The sequence below is a fragment of the Acinetobacter sp. QJM3NY_42 genome, from assembly GCF_056173745.1.
Window position 1 is genome coordinate 509,388 of the sequence record NZ_CM149689.1, and the last position, 18,153, is coordinate 527,540.

General features: G+C 43.6%; 14 protein-coding genes. 5 read left to right on the forward strand and 9 right to left on the reverse strand.

Features of this window, described 5'->3' with window-relative positions; translation table 11 throughout:
* Positions 1-194: 194 nt before the first annotated feature.
* Positions 195-959 carry a DUF4184 family protein gene (locus AC0VYT_RS02360; RefSeq protein ID WP_005016422.1) on the reverse strand — a complete coding sequence of 255 codons (765 nt, stop codon included), beginning with the start codon at positions 957-959 and terminating at the stop codon, positions 195-197.
* Positions 960-1,089: 130 nt separating this feature from the next.
* Between AC0VYT_RS02360 and znuD the strand changes: the two genes are divergently transcribed.
* Positions 1,090-3,189, forward strand: a complete 2,100-nt coding sequence (gene znuD / locus AC0VYT_RS02365; RefSeq protein ID WP_005016419.1) for a zinc piracy TonB-dependent receptor ZnuD — start codon at positions 1,090-1,092, stop codon at positions 3,187-3,189.
* 102 nt (positions 3,190-3,291) lie between these two features.
* Positions 3,292-4,755, forward strand: a complete 1,464-nt coding sequence (locus AC0VYT_RS02370) for a phospholipase D family protein (RefSeq protein WP_005016417.1) — start codon at positions 3,292-3,294, stop codon at positions 4,753-4,755.
* Positions 4,756-4,806: 51 nt separating this feature from the next.
* Here the strand turns inward: AC0VYT_RS02370 and AC0VYT_RS02375 are convergent, their stop codons facing one another.
* Positions 4,807-5,253 carry a hypothetical protein gene (locus tag AC0VYT_RS02375; RefSeq protein ID WP_005016416.1) on the reverse strand — a complete coding sequence of 149 codons (447 nt, stop codon included), beginning with the start codon at positions 5,251-5,253 and terminating at the stop codon, positions 4,807-4,809.
* A gap of 164 nt (positions 5,254-5,417) precedes the next feature.
* Here AC0VYT_RS02375 and AC0VYT_RS02380 point away from each other — a divergent pair, with 164 nt between their 5' ends.
* The 3 genes from AC0VYT_RS02380 (at position 5,418) to AC0VYT_RS02390 (ending at position 7,743) form a co-directional block, all read left to right on the forward strand.
* A complete protein-coding gene (locus AC0VYT_RS02380) occupies positions 5,418-5,849 on the forward strand; it encodes an RcnB family protein (RefSeq protein ID WP_005016415.1) in 432 nt (143 codons plus the stop codon).
* Positions 5,850-6,060: 211 nt separating this feature from the next.
* Positions 6,061-6,792: a Bax inhibitor-1/YccA family protein gene (locus AC0VYT_RS02385; protein WP_005016414.1), complete on the forward strand. Its 732-nt coding sequence runs from the start codon at positions 6,061-6,063 to the stop codon at positions 6,790-6,792.
* A gap of 147 nt (positions 6,793-6,939) precedes the next feature.
* On the forward strand, positions 6,940-7,743 hold the full coding sequence (locus tag AC0VYT_RS02390) for an enoyl-ACP reductase FabI (RefSeq protein WP_005016413.1): 804 nt from the start codon (positions 6,940-6,942) through the stop codon (positions 7,741-7,743).
* A gap of 284 nt (positions 7,744-8,027) precedes the next feature.
* Here AC0VYT_RS02390 and AC0VYT_RS02395 read toward each other — a convergent pair whose 3' ends face one another.
* The 7 genes from AC0VYT_RS02395 to AC0VYT_RS02425 all read right to left on the reverse strand — a co-directional run bounded on the left by AC0VYT_RS02395 (position 8,028) and on the right by AC0VYT_RS02425 (position 17,586).
* On the reverse strand, positions 8,028-9,431 hold the full coding sequence (locus AC0VYT_RS02395; RefSeq protein ID WP_005016412.1) for an efflux transporter outer membrane subunit: 1,404 nt from the start codon (positions 9,429-9,431) through the stop codon (positions 8,028-8,030).
* 10 nt (positions 9,432-9,441) lie between these two features.
* Positions 9,442-11,430 (reverse strand): MacB family efflux pump subunit, encoded by a 1,989-nt coding sequence (locus tag AC0VYT_RS02400; RefSeq protein ID WP_005016409.1) that lies wholly within the window; start codon positions 11,428-11,430, stop codon positions 9,442-9,444.
* A 2-nt stretch (positions 11,431-11,432) separates the two neighbouring features.
* Positions 11,433-12,773, reverse strand: a complete 1,341-nt coding sequence (locus AC0VYT_RS02405; RefSeq protein WP_005016408.1) for a MacA family efflux pump subunit — start codon at positions 12,771-12,773, stop codon at positions 11,433-11,435.
* A 112-nt stretch (positions 12,774-12,885) separates the two neighbouring features.
* The gene (gene holA / locus AC0VYT_RS02410) at positions 12,886-13,881 is read right to left on the reverse strand and encodes a DNA polymerase III subunit delta (protein ID WP_005016405.1); all 996 of its coding nucleotides are present in this window, start codon (positions 13,879-13,881) and stop codon (positions 12,886-12,888) included.
* Between the two features lie 19 nt (positions 13,882-13,900).
* The gene (locus AC0VYT_RS02415) at positions 13,901-14,416 is read right to left on the reverse strand and encodes an LPS-assembly lipoprotein LptE (protein WP_005016402.1); all 516 of its coding nucleotides are present in this window, start codon (positions 14,414-14,416) and stop codon (positions 13,901-13,903) included.
* A gap of 27 nt (positions 14,417-14,443) precedes the next feature.
* Positions 14,444-17,065 carry a leucine--tRNA ligase gene (gene leuS / locus AC0VYT_RS02420; protein WP_005016398.1) on the reverse strand — a complete coding sequence of 874 codons (2,622 nt, stop codon included), beginning with the start codon at positions 17,063-17,065 and terminating at the stop codon, positions 14,444-14,446.
* A gap of 116 nt (positions 17,066-17,181) precedes the next feature.
* On the reverse strand, positions 17,182-17,586 hold the full coding sequence (locus AC0VYT_RS02425) for a DUF4124 domain-containing protein (RefSeq protein WP_005016396.1): 405 nt from the start codon (positions 17,584-17,586) through the stop codon (positions 17,182-17,184).
* Positions 17,587-18,153: the final 567 nt, after the last annotated feature.

Consider the following 18,153-nt stretch of genomic DNA (forward strand, 5'->3'; position numbering starts at 1 on the left):
CCAACTATATGGGTTAGTGAAAGCGTATACGTAAACAGCGTACCGCCTTAAGGTAATGGGAGATTATGCCTCTTAGAAGATTCTGTCACAAGAACTAGATCAAAAAACCCTGATAAATTGTGCTTATAGCTTTTAAGAGAAATATCTTGGATCGGTTCTGGTCAGATTAGTAATATTTAAGAGAAAAAATATGACTAATCCATAAGATGTTGCCGATCTATAATTAAAAACAGGATACATCCCAAGCTGAAAATAGCCAGTGAGGCCTGACTGAACTCGTTAATAGATTTACCAGTAAAAAAATAAAGCTCAGATGAGATTAACTCTGGCTTGAAATAGCTCAGGTAGTCATAAACAGACCATGCACCAGCTAGGAATGCCAAACCAAATAATATCCAAAAATAATTTTTAATTTTAGAAGACACTTTCAATTGCTGCCGATAATGCAGGTAATAACGCCAGGAAAACCAAAACAGAACAGGTAATGCCAATATTGAAGTACCAATCTGCAACACTAGATGGACAGGATAAGTATTACCAAAAAGAGTTATGTCCTGACTTAAAAAATTATAGAAGGCAAAAGTTCTGTAGTCAGCATGAGTTAGCCCGTCCCAAAGGATATGCGTTGCTGTGCCCAGTAAAATGGCAATACTACAGCTTACTAAAAAAATAAGCGCTTGCAGAGGGCTATGAATATTTAGAGGTTTCTGGATACCTAAAAAACGGTATAACGCAGGCCGGTAAATCAGATACCAAACCAGCGTGAAAGCTAGGCCAATCCATAAATTAGGATGCAGTATTGAGGCCCACTGGTGAGTATAACCTGCAGCATCTGCAACAAATAAACGGATCAGGTCAGGCACCATGCAGCCAATGGCTAATGCAGCCAGAGGCAGGCGGTTACCACTAAGTTTTGCTAGTGGTGGCGCCAAAACTGCATGAGAGAGCGTAAAAGGCATGAAAACTGATAAAGACTAAAAATAATGAACCACAGTTTACTTAAAACTTTTTATTAGAATGTTTTTTATTGCAAAAATAGTGAAATGTTATAATATAACATTTTATTAAAAGTACACTTGAGTCAACAAGATGCAGTTTTCTAAGAACTTTCTAACTTTATCGATTATGGCGGTGGTTTCTCCGGTAATTTTTGCTGAAGAAAATAGCTCTGTTCAGCAGCTGGAAACAATACAGGTAACAGCTCATCCGCTGGTACAAAGCGCTGTAGATTACGTGGCGGCAGATAATATTATTGAAAAAGAGCAACTGATCCAGGGCGGTACAACAATTGGTGAAGCTTTAAGTGATCAGGTGGGGGTATATTCCAACCAGTTCGGACCCGGTGCTAGCCGCCCTGTAATTCGCGGGCAGGAGGGGGCACGAGTGAAGGTACTGCAAAATGCCTCAGAAACCATGGATGTCTCCACCTTGTCGCCTGATCATGCTGTTATGGTTGACCCTGCGCTTGCCAAGCAGGTAGAGATCGTGCGTGGGCCATCTACCTTGCTGTATGGTGCCGGTACAGTGGGAGGGCTGGTTAATGTTACAGATAGTAAAATTCCGACACGCATACCTGATAATGGTTATGAAGGTCGTGCAGGGCTGCGTTACAACAGTGGTAATGATGAGAAGCTTGAAACAGCAGGTGTGACATTAGCTTTGGGAGAACAGGTGGCACTTCGGGTTGAAGGGCTAAAACGTGATGCCAACAATTATATTGCGCCAGACTATTATCATGAGCATAGCCACGGCGACCACAGCCATCTGGTAAAAGAACGCAGGGTTGATAATACCTTCGCACAATCCGATACAGCCAGCGTCGGACTTTCCTGGATTCATGATCGCGGGTTTACCGGCCTTTCCTATACGAACCGCCAGGACCAGTATGGTTTACCTGGACATAGTCATGAATATGAAAGCTGTGAAGCCTATTTATCCGGTAGGCCTCATCTACATTGTGGTGATGAACATCATCATGATGAAGAGGGACATGAACACGAGCACAGTCATGAAAAGGATCATGATCATGCCGGTCCTTGGGTTGATTTGAAGTCTGAACGCTATGATTTTAGAACCGAGCTGGATGATCCTTTTGCCGGATTTAAAAAATTACGTGCTCAAGCCAGCTATACCGACTATAAACATGATGAAATTGAAGAGGGTGAAGCAGCTACCACATTTAAAAGTACGGGTTATGATGCGCGTCTGGAACTGGTGCATCAGCCGGTCGCAGCATGGGAAGGCGTCATCGGTACGCAATTTGGTCGTCAGAAGCTGAATATTACTGGTGAAGAATCTTTATTTGCCGGGCCAACCACAACAGATAAGTGGAGCCTGTTTGCTTTAGAACACACCCAGTGGAATGATGTACATTTTGAGCTGGCAGCGCGTTTTGATCAGCAAAAGATTGAGATTGATTCACCACAAAAAAATTATGATGATCATGCCTTTTCTTATTCAGGCGCTGCTAACTGGGAATTCTTGCCTGATTATAAACTTTCACTGGTTGCCTCGCATCAGGAGCGTTTACCTCTGGCTCAGGAACTTTATGCCAAAGGCAAGCATTTGGCCACTAATACCTATGAAATCGGTAATGAAAATCTGGACACAGAAAAATCAAATAACATCGAACTGGGTTTTCATTATGAGGGCGACAAGCTGAATTATCATATTCATGCTTACCATAACTGGTTTGATGACTATATTTATGCTCAGACACTGGACCGCTTCGAAAACTTCCGCCTGGTTGAATATACACAAGATAAAGCACGTTTTTATGGTGCTGAAGGTGAAGTGTCCTATCAGCTGTCGCCACGCTATAAAGCCAGTCTGTTTGGTGATTATGTTCGTGGCAAGATTGAAACAGAAGGTAATGCACCACGGATTCCGGGCGGACGTCTAGGTAGCAAGATTGATGCGGACTTTGGTGATGGTTTCTCTGGTATGGCTGAGTATTACCATGTCTTTACCCAAGACAAAATTGCTGCGTATGAAACCGAAACAGAAGGCTATAACATGGTCAATCTGGGCTTGGCCTATTCGGCACGAGCGACAGATAAAACCGATTACCGCATCTATGTGAAAGCCAATAATCTGCTGGATGAAACGGTTTATAACCACGCTTCTTTCCTTTCAAATATTCCACAGGTTGGCCGTAACTTTACTGTCGGGCTGGATTTTAACTTTTAGATAAAAAGCTTGAGCTATTTAAATAAAAATGGCTCACGAAAAAGCTCTTGAAAAATCAGCTGATAAAACCTAGCCTGAACCGATTGGGTTAGGTTTTATCATATGCGTATCTTTCATCGAATTCATCATAAACTGAACTGGTCAGGCCGCCGTTATATCGCTACGATTATAGCCTTGATGGCTATAGGGTACTTTGCTTCAGCCATTTATCATACTTATAAACCTTTACCAGAAGGACTGGACTTCGAAGGCCGGTTGCGCCATGCCAATATTAAGTTTCTTGCCGATGAAACCTATATTGATATTCAGGGACGGCAGCAGGCGGACCAGCAGATATTCAATGAAATGCTGAAACTGATTCAGGAAGCCCGCACGACCATTGTGCTGGATATGTTTTTATATAATCCCGAAATTGGTGCCGCCAAGACTACGCACCGTCCTCTCACCCAAGAACTCACCAATGCGCTGATCAGTAAGCGCCGACAAATTCCGGGTATTGATATTACCGTGATTACTGACCCGATAAATTCAGTCTATGGGGGAATTGCGCCTGAACATTACCGACAATTGCGTAAAAGTGGTATTGAGGTTATAGAAACTGACTTAACACCATTGCGGGCTTCTAATCCATTATGGTCAGGTTTCTGGTATATCTGTTGTCAGGGATTAGGGAATAATCCAGAGAAAGGCTGGCTTCCCAACCCGTTCGGGCAGGAAAAGGTAACTTTACGCAGCTATTTGCATCTCATTAATTTTAAAGCCAATCATCGTAAAACACTGGTGGTTGACACTGAAGCTGGCTGGAAAGCACTGGTTACTTCAGCCAATCCGCATGATGGCAGTTCACGTCACTCCAACATTGGACTGGTCGTAACAGGCAATACTGCTATGGATGTGCTGAAAACTGAGCAGGCTGTAGCCGGAATGTCTCAAGGAGAAGCGCCAGTTGTAGTAGTCGGTGAGTTTGAAGAGGATTCAAATTATCCTCAGGTTCAGGTTCTTACAGAAGAAGCAATTTACCGGAAAGCTCTGGATTTAATCAATTCTGCCAAGGCTAATGAACAGATTGATCTGGCCATGTTCTACCTTTCGGAACGGCATATTATTAAGGCATTAATTGCTGCCCATGAGCGGAGGGTAAAATTGCGGATACTACTTGATCCGAATAAAGATGCTTTTGGCCGCCAGAAAAATGGTATACCTAACCGTCAAGTAGCAATGGAGATGCATCAGGTGGGGATTCCTTTACGCTGGTGTAATACCCAAGGCGAGCAATGTCATAGCAAAATACTGTTGAAACGTGGTGAGAATCAAAGTGAAATAATTGCCGGCTCTGCTAACTTTACTGCAAGAAATTTGAAAAATTATAATCTGGAAACAGATTTAAGAGTAGTTGGTCAGCCGCAAGCACAGGTTTTTGTTGATGCTCAACGCTATTTTGATACAGCTTGGTCTAACCTGAATGGACGGTCTATGAGCGTGCCTTATTCTCAATATGCTGATCACTCAAAATTAAAATACTGGACATATCGTTTTATGGAGTGGAGTGGTATATCCACTTTTTAGAATATCTAAGAAGGGCAGGAGGTTTATATAATCTCGTGCCCGATAAAATAATCAGTGAGTGGGGGGGATCAACTGATCAAGTTCGGCAGGTGTCAAATTCTCCAGTTCACTCAGGTCAGTTTTAATATGCCACTGACTTTCATCATCCACCGGATTCGGCAAGCGGGCTTCTAGCCAGTCACAAACCACATCAGGCGGAAAATCTACATGATTACATTGAATTACCCAAGCGAGAAAGTCCTTGGCTGCTCCATTCATGTAAGGTGGAGGTGAAACGGGTAAAAACTGTGTGGGCAGGCGTTCATTGGTCGATAGATAATTCAAAACATGGCCCAGTTCCTGTACGGTTTGCCAAGCTAGCGGGTGTTCAATATCGATGTAAAATTTGAACCACCAGGCATGTTCACCATCATTTCCATGTGCTGCAATTCGCTGTTCCTGTACACATGGAACCCTACTGAAAAATTGATAGAGCCGTTCAAAGCTTAAGTCAGACACAGACCTGTTTCCCATAGCAAAACAAAAACGCATCTTAGCATATTTTTGCTTTTACCCGATTTCAGCTAGTTCTTTCAGTTTGGAGCATAAGATATTTAAAAAATGTTTATTTTTTATTCATATTTTAGGGCTAAGATAGAAATATATGGATCTGGAGTACTGCCATGCATAACTTATTGCGTCTAGCTGTCCTTGGCAGCCTGTGTTTGGGAATGGCATTATCTGTTTTTGCTGACAGCAGTAACCGCTGGGGAAATTATCGAGGTGTAGAGCGCCCTGCGAAGCCATTGCCTCCGCCACAGTACCGTCCGCCTCATCAAAGACCTCCACAATGGGACACAGGTCCGCATCGGCCTCATCCTCAATATTCTTATCCACAGCAGAGAGGGCCTTATGTTGAGTACCGTTACGAGCTACCTAGACACTATGAATACAGTAATCAGCGACAGGTAATCTTGAATAGTCAATTTCCAACTCAGTATCAGGGAAGCCAATATATTATTGATGAGGGAAATGAGCCGAAATTACCTGCTCCACCAAGAGGTTACCGCTGGGTGCTATCCTCTGGTTATTATCAGCTGGTTCCAGTTCAATAACTGTGTATAAATTCAGAGACCAGTAGTTTTTATGAGTATTAAATAGAGATAAGTAATTCAAGTGCTTATTTTGATAACTTTAATAAAAGATAAATCTATTTATAATGAAATAGCTTAAATTAACAAAAATAAGCAAGCTCTTCATCAGCACAAAAGAAATTCGGTTTAAAATTTGATTATCCCTAAATTACAATAAATGTTGAGTTCAATTATGCAAAGTAATAACCCTGTATTAACCCGGGTTGAAACCTATAGTGATTTCAACCGGCCTATGACCATCCGTGGCGCAATTCAAAAATCAGTGATGCTGACTGTTGTATCTGCTGTAGTCGGTATTACGCTGTTCTTTTACTGCGCTATGACTGCCAATGCCAACCTGGCCTATTCAGCAGCCTTGGTCGGTATGTTCGGGGGGCTGATTCTGGCATTGGTGACAACGTTTAAGCCTAATACTGCTCCCACACTGGCCGTTCCTTATGCTTTATTTGAAGGTGCTTTCTTGGGTGGTATTTCTTTTGTATTTCAACTGAAATACCCAGGCGCACCACTTCAGGCCTTACTGGCTACCTTTGTGACTACACTGGTCATGTTTGCCCTGTACCGTATGCAGATTATCCGTGCGACTGAAAAATTTAAAGCAGTGGTAATGTCTGCAACCTTGGCGCTGTGTATTGTTTTCGTCATTCAGCTCATCATGCAGTTTGCCTTTGGTTCGGCCATTCCTTACCTGTTTGAGAGTAACTGGCTAGGTATTGGTTTCGCCGTATTTGTTGCAGTCATTGCTTCATTAAACCTGATTCTGGATTTTGACCTGATTGAAACAGCCGCAGCCCAAGGTGCACCAAAATCCATGGAATGGCTGTGTGGTATTGCCTTACTGGCTACTCTAGTCTGGATGTATATATCATTCCTGCGTTTGATCGGTCTATTATCGAATGACTGATCTTCTCTATAAAATTTGCAAAAATTGCCTCATGTATTGAGGCAATTTTTTATAAAAAGAAAAAATACGAAAAAAGGTGCTTTATGCAATTTCACAATTAGTCAAGACTTGGCATTATGCAGACAAATTATTTAAAGTGAGAATCCCATGGCACAAGGATTATTGGCAGGTAAACGCTTTTTAATTGCGGGTATTGCGAGTAAGTTATCGATTGCATTTGGTATTGCACAGGCACTGCATCGTGAAGGGGCTGAGCTGGCTTTTACCTATCCGAATGAAAAATTAAAAAAACGTGTGGATGATTTTGCTGAACAGTTCGGTTCTCAACTGGTATTTCCTTGTGATGTGGCGAATGATGCTGAAATCGAAACAGCCTTTACCGAGCTGGCAAAGCACTGGGATGGTCTGGATGGTTTAGTGCATTCAATTGGCTTTGCTCCGGCACATACACTCGATGGCGATTTTACCGAGGTTACAGACCGTGAAGGTTTCGGTATTGCACATGACATTAGTGCTTACAGCCTGATTGCCATGGCACGTGCTGCCAAGCCTTTACTGCAGGCACGTCAAGGCTGTGTACTCACGCTAACCTACCAGGGTTCAGAGCGCGTGATGCCTAATTATAATGTCATGGGTATGGCTAAAGCTTCATTAGAGGCTGGTGTTCGTTACCTGGCATCAAGCATGGGTCCTGAAGGTATTCGTGTCAATGCCATTTCTGCCGGTCCAATCCGTACACTGGCAGCTTCCGGAATTAAATCTTTCCGTAAAATGCTGGATGCCAATGAACGTGTTGCGCCATTACGCCGTAATGTCACTATTGAAGAAGTCGGAAATGCGGCTTTATTCCTGTGTTCTCCATGGGCATCTGGTATCACTGGCGAAATCCTGTATGTTGATTCTGGTTTTAATACAGTTGGCATGAGCCAGGCTTTACTAGAAACTGAATAAAAAATATTCACTTAAAAACGGCCATTACAGGCCGTTTTTATTTTTATAGTCCTATTTTCATTAAATCTAAAAAGGGCTAGTCTTAAGTTCTTAAGGGCGTTTATAAAAGTAAGTTTTTCTAGAATCGAATGGGCTGATGAAATAAAAATTTATGGCTAAGTTTAAATACTGAATAATATATAAATACTTGAGAAATTAAAAACTGATTATTAACGAAATTCAAAACAACAGGTATTAAGCAGTAAAAAAGCCCAACAATGAGCTTTTTTAAAGTTTTTCTTTGTTCAAGGAAGCTGTTGAATGGGACTGCCGCCTAAAGCCTGCATTAAGGTAACATAAGCATTATATTGGTTCTGTTTAGCCTGAACCAAGGCAATACGAGCATTACGAGTAGTTTCTTGAGCATCCAGATAGTTGCTTAAAGCCACAGCACCATTGCGATAACGTACCTCATATAAACGTTCAGTCCGTTCCGCCAAAGCCAGATTCTGTTCCTGATAGCGAACCTGTTTATCCAGTTCAGTCCGGGCTGAGAGTGCATTTTCTACATCAGCGAAAGCTTGATAAAGAGTCTGTCGATAGTTCAAGATACTTTTTTCATAATCCAGTTCACTGATAGCTAAATCACGCTTCATATCATTCCACTGCAAAAAAGGCAGGCTTAAATTCGCTCCCAGCGTTAGCGCAGGATTTTGTAAAAGCTGGGTCAGGGAAGTACTAGTTGAACCTAGATTTCCAGTCAGGCTGATTGAGGGATAATAGCTGGCTCGAGTTGCATCTTTGGTTGCCAATGCCTGATGTAAACGTAACTCGGCAGCGCGTAAATCTGGACGACGCGCTAAAATTTCTGCAGGTAGACCCGCGCCAATAACAGGCAGGCGAATGACAGGTAAGCGCTGCGGTTCCTGAATATTTAATTGCTGTACTGGAATCTGTAGAAGTATAGCGAGTGCAGTGCGTGTCTCCACTAGCTGTTGTTGTAACTGGCTCAAACTGGCCCGCTGACTTTGTACAGCCTGTTCTGCCTGGGCTACTTCCAGTCCAGACACAGCACCTGCACGGTATTGTACCCGGACCAGATCTAAAAGCTTTTGTGAACTTTGCAGGTTCTGGTTCTGTACCACTAGGCGCTCATTCAGATAGCCTAACTGCCAGTAAAGATTTGCTGTGTTACCAATCAAGCTTTGGGCAGTAGCCTGTAAATCTTCAGCCGTTGCTGCGGCTTCCCAGCGTGCAGCTTCAGTCTGCCGGTCTAAGCGACCAAACAGATCCATTTCATAACTCACTCCACTGCTAAGGGATACCCCCTGCGCCTGGTCATCACCTGAATTCAGATCAATCCGATGTCCTGTCGAGACACCTGCATTTACCCGGGGTAACTCGGCATTACGTGCCAGCTCGGCACGTAAACGCGCCTGACGTAGAGTTAGTCCCGCGACAGCTAGATCTGTGTTGCTAGCTAAAACCTGATTTACCAGAGTGTTTAACTGCTGGTCTCCAAACAGTGTCCACCATTGATCTGCATAAACATCGGCATGAATTTGCTTACCATTTACCGGGCTGTTCTGAAAGCTGCCCGGAATTTGTATATTTGGCTGCTCATATGGTGTTTTTACTATTGCCGCACAGCCGACCAGAGAACTTGTCAGAAAAAGTGCGGCAGCAAGTTTAGTCAACTGCAAAGACATGAAATTCTCCTTATTCTCTTGAAAGGGCGGCAACAGGATCAAGCTGTGCAGCATTACGTGCCGGTAAAAATCCAAATACAATACCAATCATGCTGGAGCAGACAAAGGCTGCAATCATGGAGGTGGTGGAGTAAGCCATCTGGAAAGACCCGTTAGAGAGCTTGGTAACCAGCTGGCCTAAACCGAGGGAAAGCAAAACGCCCAGAATCCCGCCCAGAATACAGACTAGTATGGCTTCAATCAGGAACTGTTGCAGAATATCACTCTGGCGTGCTCCTACCGCCATCCGTACCCCGATTTCCTGGGTACGTTCGGTGACTGAAACCAGCATAATATTCATAACCCCTATTCCGCCCACGACCAGAGAGATTACTGCAATTGCAGACACCAGCAGGGTCATGGTTTTGGTTGTATTCTCAATGGTTTCGCGGATGCTATCCGAGTTCTGACTATAAACGTCCTGAGCACCATGACGCTGTTCCAGCAATGACAGAATGGCATTTTCAGCAGCCGAACTGGAATATTCATCTTTTACCCGTACAATAATACTGCGCACATTGGACTGACCCAGCATCCGGCTCATTACAGTAGAGTAGGGCAGATATACATTCAAACTGTCGGAACCAAACATACCAGCATTGGCTTCGACTACACCAATCACTCGACTTGGTACGCTTCCGAGCAGAATGACCTGTCCAATCGGATCGGAACCATCTGCAAACAAGGTCTTTTGAGTATTACTATCAATGACCACATCCTGTGAGCGTTCATTAATAGCAAATTTATCAAATGCCTGCCCTGCAGTGAAATTTAAACCGCGCACATCAAAGAACTGATCACTGACTCCATTTACAGTAATCGAAGCCTCAGTATCCTTAAAACGGCCAGTGACACTGTTATTGACTGTCGGAGAAACCCCCTGGACATAAGGCTGATCTGCCAATGCGTCGGCATCAGCCGGAATCAGGGTTCTTACCTGAGAAGAGCGCGAATTATCGCCAAATCCACGACCCTGATAGATGGTAATAGTGTTGGTACCCAGACTGCTGATATTTTCTAAAATCTGTTTTTGTGAACCATTACCGAGTGCTACCACTGACACTACCGAAGCAATCCCAATAATAATACCCAGCATAGTCAGAAAGGTCCGCATCCGGTGCGCATTCATGGCCAGTAAGGCCATACGGAATGCTTCACCTAAACGGTCCAAGGCCGAGCGCCAAGATGAAATTTTCGCTTGCGGTTCTTTTACTAAGGTTTGTACTGGCTCTAGCGCTGCTTCATTTTCCTGATATTCCGGTATGTTTGGCCGGTCATCAATAATCTGTCCATCACTGATTTCGATAATTCGTGTAGCATTTTTGGCAACATTGATATCGTGTGTTACCAGAATAATTGTATGGCCTTTGGCGTTCAGTTCACGCAAAATGCGCATTACTTCTACACCGCTATGCTTATCCAGCGCGCCAGTTGGTTCGTCAGCCAAGATGACATCACCGCCATTCATGAGCGCACGGGCAATTGAAACACGCTGCTGCTGTCCGCCAGATAACTGGCTTGGACGGTTTTGGGTCTTATCCCCTAAGCCTAAATCTGTCAGTAATTTCTGTGCGCGTTCATGCCGTTCAGTACTGTCTGCACCTGCATAAATTGCTGGAACTTCTACATTCCCTGCTGCACTCAAATCACCCAGCAGATGGTAGCGCTGAAAAATAAAGCCAAAATACTCACGGCGCAACTGAGCCAGCTCATCTGGTTCCAGTTTGCGGGTTTCTTTACCATTGACCTTGTAACTACCCTGGGTGGGCTTGTCCAGACATCCCAGAATATTCATCAAGGTCGACTTGCCGGAACCGGACTGACCAATAATAGCCACCAGTTCGCCTGGATAAATTTTTAGATCAATGCCTTTAAGAATCTGGACAGTGCCTTCACCCGCCGGAAATTCACGAGTGAGCTGGCTGACCTCCAGTAAAGGTTGCTGCTGATTCTGACTCATGCTTACATTCTCATTGGGCCGCCACGGTTACTGCGTTTGGCATTTTCATTCGAGTTGTCGGAACCATCTGCAATGATGACCTGATCACCCTGTTTGAGCCCTGCAATAATTTCTGCAGTGACTCGGTTATTCAGACCCACCAGTACCTGTTGTGGGCGGCTACTACCATCAGCTTGTAATACCCTGACACTCGAGAGTTTGGCTTTGCCTTGTGCCACCAGTTGACGCTGCTCGGCAGTCAGGTTAAGACGTTGCGGGCGGTTCGGGTTTGCAGATTTACTATCAGTATTTCTATCTGGGCGTTTATCACCGCCTGCTGCGCTACTGCCTTCACCACGTGTACGTTGTGGACGGTTGGCAGTTGTAAGGGCAGAAGCCGGTACAGTTAACACGTTATTGGCTTCTGCCAGAATAATGTAGACCTGTGCAGTCATATCAATACGCAGCTTGCCATCTTCATTGGGCACATCAAATAGTGCGTTATAGTACACCGCAGTACTGGATGAGCTTGAAGTGTTATTGGTAGTTTCTGAATTGATTGAGGTTGGCGCAGGCTCAACCTGACGCAGGCTGGCATAGTGTTTAGTTTCACTATCACCTAGTGTCGTAAAATAGACTTTTTGGCCAGGCTCTACTTTCATTACATCAGCTTCAGAAATTTCAGCCTTAATAGTCATATTGTCGAGTTTTGCCAGCTTAACAATGGTAGGTGCACTCTGGTTTGCGTTTACGGTCTGACCTTCTTCAGTCACGATCGCAACGACAGTACCATCCATTGGTGCCACAATGCGGGTATAGCCTAAATCTTCACGCGCGGTAGCTAAGGTTAAACGCGACTGTTCAATCTGGGCATTAATTGCTGCAATTTCTGCCTGAGCAGTACGATAACTGGCGAGAGCAGATTCATATTCAGCACGTGAGGTAGCATCCTGTGCGTACATGTTCCGCTGGCGCTGGTACTCAGCTTCAACTTTAGCCAGATTGGCCTGTCTGACCGCCAGCTGCGCCTGCTGGTTTTTGATATTCGCCTCAGCAGTCTTAACTTCATTTTCTTGACGAATCGAATCAATCTGTGCAATCAGCTGGCCTTGCTTTACCTGATCTCCCAGTTTCACATTCATTTTTTTGACCTGACCAGAAACCTGGGCCCCGACATTAACCATTTGAGTCGCTTCCAGGATACCTGTTGCCAGTACCGAATCTTCAATATTGCCGCGTGTGACCTCAGCGGTAATATATTGCGGCTGTTCAGGTTCCGGCTTCAGAAAATACCAGGCAAGGGCTGCAATTATGGCAATACTGACTGCGATGATAATCGCTTTGGTTGGCTTTATTTTTCGCATGATGATTCAGGTTAAGGGAAAAAATTTGTTTAAGTATAAGAATAAAATGAGGATAAATATTGAATTTTTTTTAAATATCTGATAATGAGTTACATTTACTCAACTGTTTTAATCAGGCTGAGTATTCAAATAGGCTAACACCGCATAGTTCGGCAATTGCCTGCTGACAGAGATGCTCGGCATTTTCTTCACTCATGCCCTTAATTGCAGCATCAATGTGCAACAGCAAACCCGGCCAGGTTAAAAACTGTCTCGGATTAAGACGGCGTAAAGCCTGCTGGTAACTGGAGATTTTAGTCTTCCAAATGCCCAGTTGCAGTGCATTCTGTGGTTGCTCAAATAACTGCATCAATAGCCGCATTTCACGGCTAATAGTCCAGAGTATTAGACTCATGGGTTCACCTGAGGCCAGCAGATACTGGAAAATACGGATTGACTGTGCCAGATTGCCAGCTAACAAAGCGTCGCTCAGATCATAGGTGCTATAACGTGACTGGTCCTGTAAACAAGCATATAAATGTTCAGTGAGAATTAACCGCTGTTCGGGAAACGTATCACTAACACGCATCAGGCTGTTTTTTGCAGCAAGCAGATTATGTTCATGGTGCTGCATGAGCCACTGCCAGGCTTCCTGATCCAGCTGGATACCTAGCTTTTCTGCCTCAATGCTTAAAATCTGCTGGCGTTCCTTAGGATAATTCGCCACTAGCGGCACCACTACACCATTTGCCTCAACTACTTGAAAAAAGGCAGATTTGAGACTGCTACTGTCCTGCTTTGGCATCACCACTAACAGTAGGTTAGACTCATTATGCTGGATATAGTTTTTCAGCTGCTTGAGGGCGCCAGCATCTGGTTTGATATTGCCGTGTACTTCAACAGCAAGATGCTGTGAAAATAATGACAGGCTATTAAGCGCATTAAAGACATGCTTCCAGTCAGAAACACTGGAAATATCATAACGCTGCCGTTCAGTTTCCTGTACCTGCCATGACTGGCGAAATGCATCAAGCAGGTTCTGTTCCAGTAATGGTTCCTGCCCGTGCAGGATCCAAGTACCGCGAGCATCCGCGACACGTTTTAAAGCCTGGAGGTAATCAATTTTCATAAACTGTATTTACAGGCTGTCAGGATACATTCTGTATACGCGGCAAGCGGTTAGAGCTGATCTGGCGACTGATTTGCTGGGCAATATCATCAATTAGTAGCCGCTGTAAATAGCCTTCTTCCTGATTATCTGTATTTACAGTTTCCACATCATACTGGTAGCTGCGTGATGCAGTAAGGGTACGTGGTTCGGTGACCGGATTACCCTGATGATCTTCAATCTGGATGGTGACAGTCAGACGCAGTAAAACCTCGGTGAGCTTACCATTAAGCAGTTGGCGTCTTGGTGTATATTCTACTACCCGAAGTACATAAGCATCTGGTGAATTGGTCAGCTGAATGCCTGCGGCAGTCAGATAAATACTTAACTGACTCTGTAGCTCTTCAGCATTTGCAGGTAAGACAAGACTTAATTTTTGATAGGCCAGAGGCATTGCTGTAGGTTCTGTTCCCTTGAGATGAAACCCACAGCCAACCAGGCCTGCACTTAAGCCTAAAGTTAAAACAATTGCTGCTAAACGTTGGGCCAGGTGCATGCCATTTCCTCTTTGCTATATATTTAATTAAACGACCAAGTTAACCAGTTTGTTTGGCACAACAATTTCTTTTTTGGTTGGTCCTGTCAGGAACTGCTGGATATCTGGCAGGGCTTTGGCCTGAGCCAACAGTTCCTCTTTAGAAATATCGACAGCAACTTCAAGTTTGCCACGAAGTTTACCGTTTACTTGTACCACAATAGTTTGCGTATTACGAGTCAATGCAGACTCATCCACAACAGGGAACAGTGCAGCAGTTAAATCACTTCCAAACTTGGCCAGTAGTGTCTGACTTAAGTGTGGCGCAAAAGGGGCAAGCAATGTAAGCAGTGCCATGATAGATTCACGTGCAACTGCCACATCATTATCATCTTTTGCCTCAAACCTGTTATTGGCATTCAACAGTTCCATCATTGCCGCAATGGCTGTGTTAAATGCATGACGACGTTCAATATCATCACTAACTTTCTGGATGGTTTCATGTGTTTTACGACGCAAGTCTTGCGCGGCAGCAGACAATGCAGTTTTGTCGATGTTTGATGCATTGTTACCTTTTTCAAGGAAGCCAGTGGCTAAACGCCATACCCGTTTCAGGAAGCGGTTTGCACCTTCAACACCTGCATCCGACCATTCAAGTGACTGATCTGGTGGGGCAGCGAACATCATGAATACACGAGCTGTATCTGCGCCGTACTGGTCAATAATCGCTTGCGGGTCGATACCGTTATTTTTCGACTTGGACATTTTTTCTTGTCCGCCGATAATCACTTCTTGACCATCCCCTGTATATTTTGCAGAAATGATGCGGCCTTTCTCATCACGTTCGAGTTCGATATCAGCAGGATTAAACCAAGTTTTCTTACCATTTTCTGCTTCACGATAGAACGTATCTGCAAGTACCATACCTTGAGTTAACAAGTTGGTAAATGGTTCATTACCTTGTACCACACCTTCATCACGCATTAATTTGTGGAAGAAACGCGCATAAAGTAAGTGAAGAATCGCGTGTTCAACACCACCAATGTATTGGTTTACAGGTAGCCAGTTTTGAGCTGCTTCAGGTTTAACCATGCCGCCAGTAAAATCTGGAGAAGCATAGCGTGCGTAGTACCAAGATGACTCTACGAATGTATCTAAAGTATCTGTTTCACGGCGTGCATCGCCACCACAGCAAGGACACTTGGTCTCGAAAAACTCAGGCATTTTATTAAGCGGGTTACCTGAACCATCTGGAACAACGTCAGTCGGCAATACAACCGGAAGTTGATCTTCTGGAACTGTGACTTGACCACAAGTATTACAGTTAATCATTGGAATTGGACAACCCCAGTAACGTTGACGAGAAACACCCCAGTCACGTAAACGGAATTGAACTTTAGAATTTGCTAAACCTTGTGGTTCTAATTTCGCAAGGAATGCATCGAATGCAGCTTGGAATTCTAGACCGTCAAACTCACCAGAGTTAACAAGTTTACCTTCTTTAGAACCGTACCATTCTTGCCACTCGGTAGCAGAGTAGTCTGCATCGTCAGCACCTTTGGCATCAATCACTTGCTTAATTGGCAAGTTGAACTTGTTAGCAAATTCAAAGTCACGTTCGTCATGTGCTGGTACAGCCATCACTGCGCCAGAACCGTAAGACATTAATACGTAGTTTGCGATCCAGACAGGAAGCTCTTCACTAGTTACAGGGTGTTTTACAAACAAGCCTGTTGCCATGCCTTTTTTCTCGGCTGTTGCCAAGTCTGCTTCTGCAACTGAACCCATGCGGCACTCTTCAATAAATGCAGCCAATTTAGGGTTATTTTCAGCAGCTTTAAGCGCAAGAGGGTGCTCTGCTGCAACCGCCACGTATGTCACGCCCATAAGCGTGTCAGCACGTGTTGTATAAACAGTTAGGCCGTCAGCATAAATTTCGGTATTGGCAGATGGGAAGGTAATTTCCATACCAGTAGAGCGACCGATCCAGTTACGTTGCATGGTCAACACTTGTTGAGGCCAGCCGTCTTTAAGCGTGTCCAGATCATCTAATAATTCTTGTGCATAATCCGTAATTCGGAAGTAGTACATTGGAATATCACGTTTTTCAACCAATGCACCAGAACGCCAGCCGCGACCATTTTCAACTTGTTCGTTTGCTAAAACTGTTTGGTCAACTGGGTCCCAGTTCACTGTTGAAAGTTTACGGTAGATCAAACCTTTTTTATAAAGCTGAACGAACAACCATTGTTCCCAGTGATAGTACTCTGGTGTACAAGTCGCAAATTCACGGTCCCAGTCTACAGACAGGCCGAGTTTTTTTAATTGGTCTCGCATATAAGCGATATTTTCAAATGTCCATTTTGCCGGAGCAACTTTATGTGCAATTGCCGCGTTCTCAGCAGGTAGGCCAAACGCATCCCAACCCATAGGCTGAAGCACGGTTTCGCCCTTCAGACGATAAAATCGGCTAATGACATCGCCAATCGTATAATTACGCACATGACCCATATGGAGTTTGCCACTTGGGTAAGGGAACATCGAAAGGATGTAACGGTGCTTACCTTCAACCGTATCGGCAACTTTAAATACTTTACGATTATCCCAGTCTTGTTGGACTTGAGGTTCAATCGCGCTCGCTTGATATTCAGGGTCAATGTGAGTAGTCATAAACGTCTAATGAACAGCAATAAAAATTTTGTGGAAAGCATAGCGCAAAATATACCTAAATGTGAATTTTGCAGGTGCTTTCTTTATGAAAAGTTGTACTTTAATCAAAGATTGGCTTAACGAGGCTGCTGATTCACATTTTCTGAAGGAGTTGCCAGTGTTTGAGGGGCAGTAGCAGGAAGAACTGGAATAGCCTGCGTTTGTCCATTTTGCTGAGAATTACTGGATGGTACAGAATTAACTTGTGGCGTCTGCATATTCTGCGGCAATGCTACAGCTTGGCTATCTTGAGTATTAGGCTGGTTTGTATTGAGTGGGGCTGAATTATGCCAGCCATAAGTTTCCACTTTGCCTTTTTTCTTGGCTGTTTTGGGCGGTGGAGTGGTTGTATAGTGAGTTGTCCCTTTACGGTCTACCCATTTATAATATTGCTGTGCTAATAACGGCTGGCTAAGACCTGCACCCGTACTGATAATAATCAGATGTATCAAGATTTTACGCTTTAATGAACTCAATACCATGGCTTTCATCCTTATAAAAATCAGAGAAGGGTTTAGCGTTTCCAAGCAATAGATACTATTAAAATACACCTGTTTAAATAGGTAGTAATTATCAGTGACTAATCTGCCTCATTATATTTAATTTAGAAAGAAGAATATGGGTAATTTTTTATACAGAGAATTATACATATAACTTTTTATATTCAATTTTTTTAAGAGAGCTTAAACTTTTTTTTATAATTAAAATACTGATTCTATTTGTTAAAAAATATATTTATAATTTTTTTAGGAAAATAGTAGAAAAATTGTTCGAACTATTTATTGAGCAAAAAAAGCCAATCTTTCATCTTGACTTTACAGTCTGAAACAAGAAAAATGCTTGCTCAGGTTTTATATGCATCTGTTCGATCACCCTTCGAATAAATGACATGATACGCAATGGGCATTTCCTCTAGCCGAGGAGATGTACAAAACCGTAAAATATGTTTATCCCAGCATGTTTTAGATCACTTTGCCGCTCAAACAGCAGCCCGATCAGAATTTTTTCCTATTGCGGCAAAAACTATGAAATATGTGTGCTATAACAGT

Excerpts from the sequence above, each read along its gene's own strand:
- AC0VYT_RS02360 (WP_005016422.1), bottom strand. The coding sequence starts at position 959 with ATGCCTTTTACGCTCTCTCATGCAGTTTTGGCGCCACCACTAGCAAAA.
- znuD (WP_005016419.1), top strand. The coding sequence starts at position 1,090 with ATGCAGTTTTCTAAGAACTTTCTAACTTTATCGATTATGGCGGTGGTT.
- AC0VYT_RS02370 (WP_005016417.1), top strand. The coding sequence starts at position 3,292 with ATGCGTATCTTTCATCGAATTCATCATAAACTGAACTGGTCAGGCCGC.
- AC0VYT_RS02380 (WP_005016415.1), top strand. The coding sequence starts at position 5,418 with ATGCATAACTTATTGCGTCTAGCTGTCCTTGGCAGCCTGTGTTTGGGA.
- AC0VYT_RS02385 (WP_005016414.1), top strand. The coding sequence starts at position 6,061 with ATGCAAAGTAATAACCCTGTATTAACCCGGGTTGAAACCTATAGTGAT.
- AC0VYT_RS02390 (WP_005016413.1), top strand. The coding sequence starts at position 6,940 with ATGGCACAAGGATTATTGGCAGGTAAACGCTTTTTAATTGCGGGTATT.
- AC0VYT_RS02395 (WP_005016412.1), bottom strand. The coding sequence starts at position 9,431 with ATGTCTTTGCAGTTGACTAAACTTGCTGCCGCACTTTTTCTGACAAGT.
- AC0VYT_RS02400 (WP_005016409.1), bottom strand. The coding sequence starts at position 11,430 with ATGAGTCAGAATCAGCAGCAACCTTTACTGGAGGTCAGCCAGCTCACT.
- AC0VYT_RS02405 (WP_005016408.1), bottom strand. The coding sequence starts at position 12,773 with ATGCGAAAAATAAAGCCAACCAAAGCGATTATCATCGCAGTCAGTATT.
- holA (WP_005016405.1), bottom strand. The coding sequence starts at position 13,881 with ATGAAAATTGATTACCTCCAGGCTTTAAAACGTGTCGCGGATGCTCGC.
- AC0VYT_RS02415 (WP_005016402.1), bottom strand. The coding sequence starts at position 14,416 with ATGCACCTGGCCCAACGTTTAGCAGCAATTGTTTTAACTTTAGGCTTA.
- leuS (WP_005016398.1), bottom strand. The coding sequence starts at position 17,065 with ATGACTACTCACATTGACCCTGAATATCAAGCGAGCGCGATTGAACCT.
- AC0VYT_RS02425 (WP_005016396.1), bottom strand. The coding sequence starts at position 17,586 with ATGGTATTGAGTTCATTAAAGCGTAAAATCTTGATACATCTGATTATT.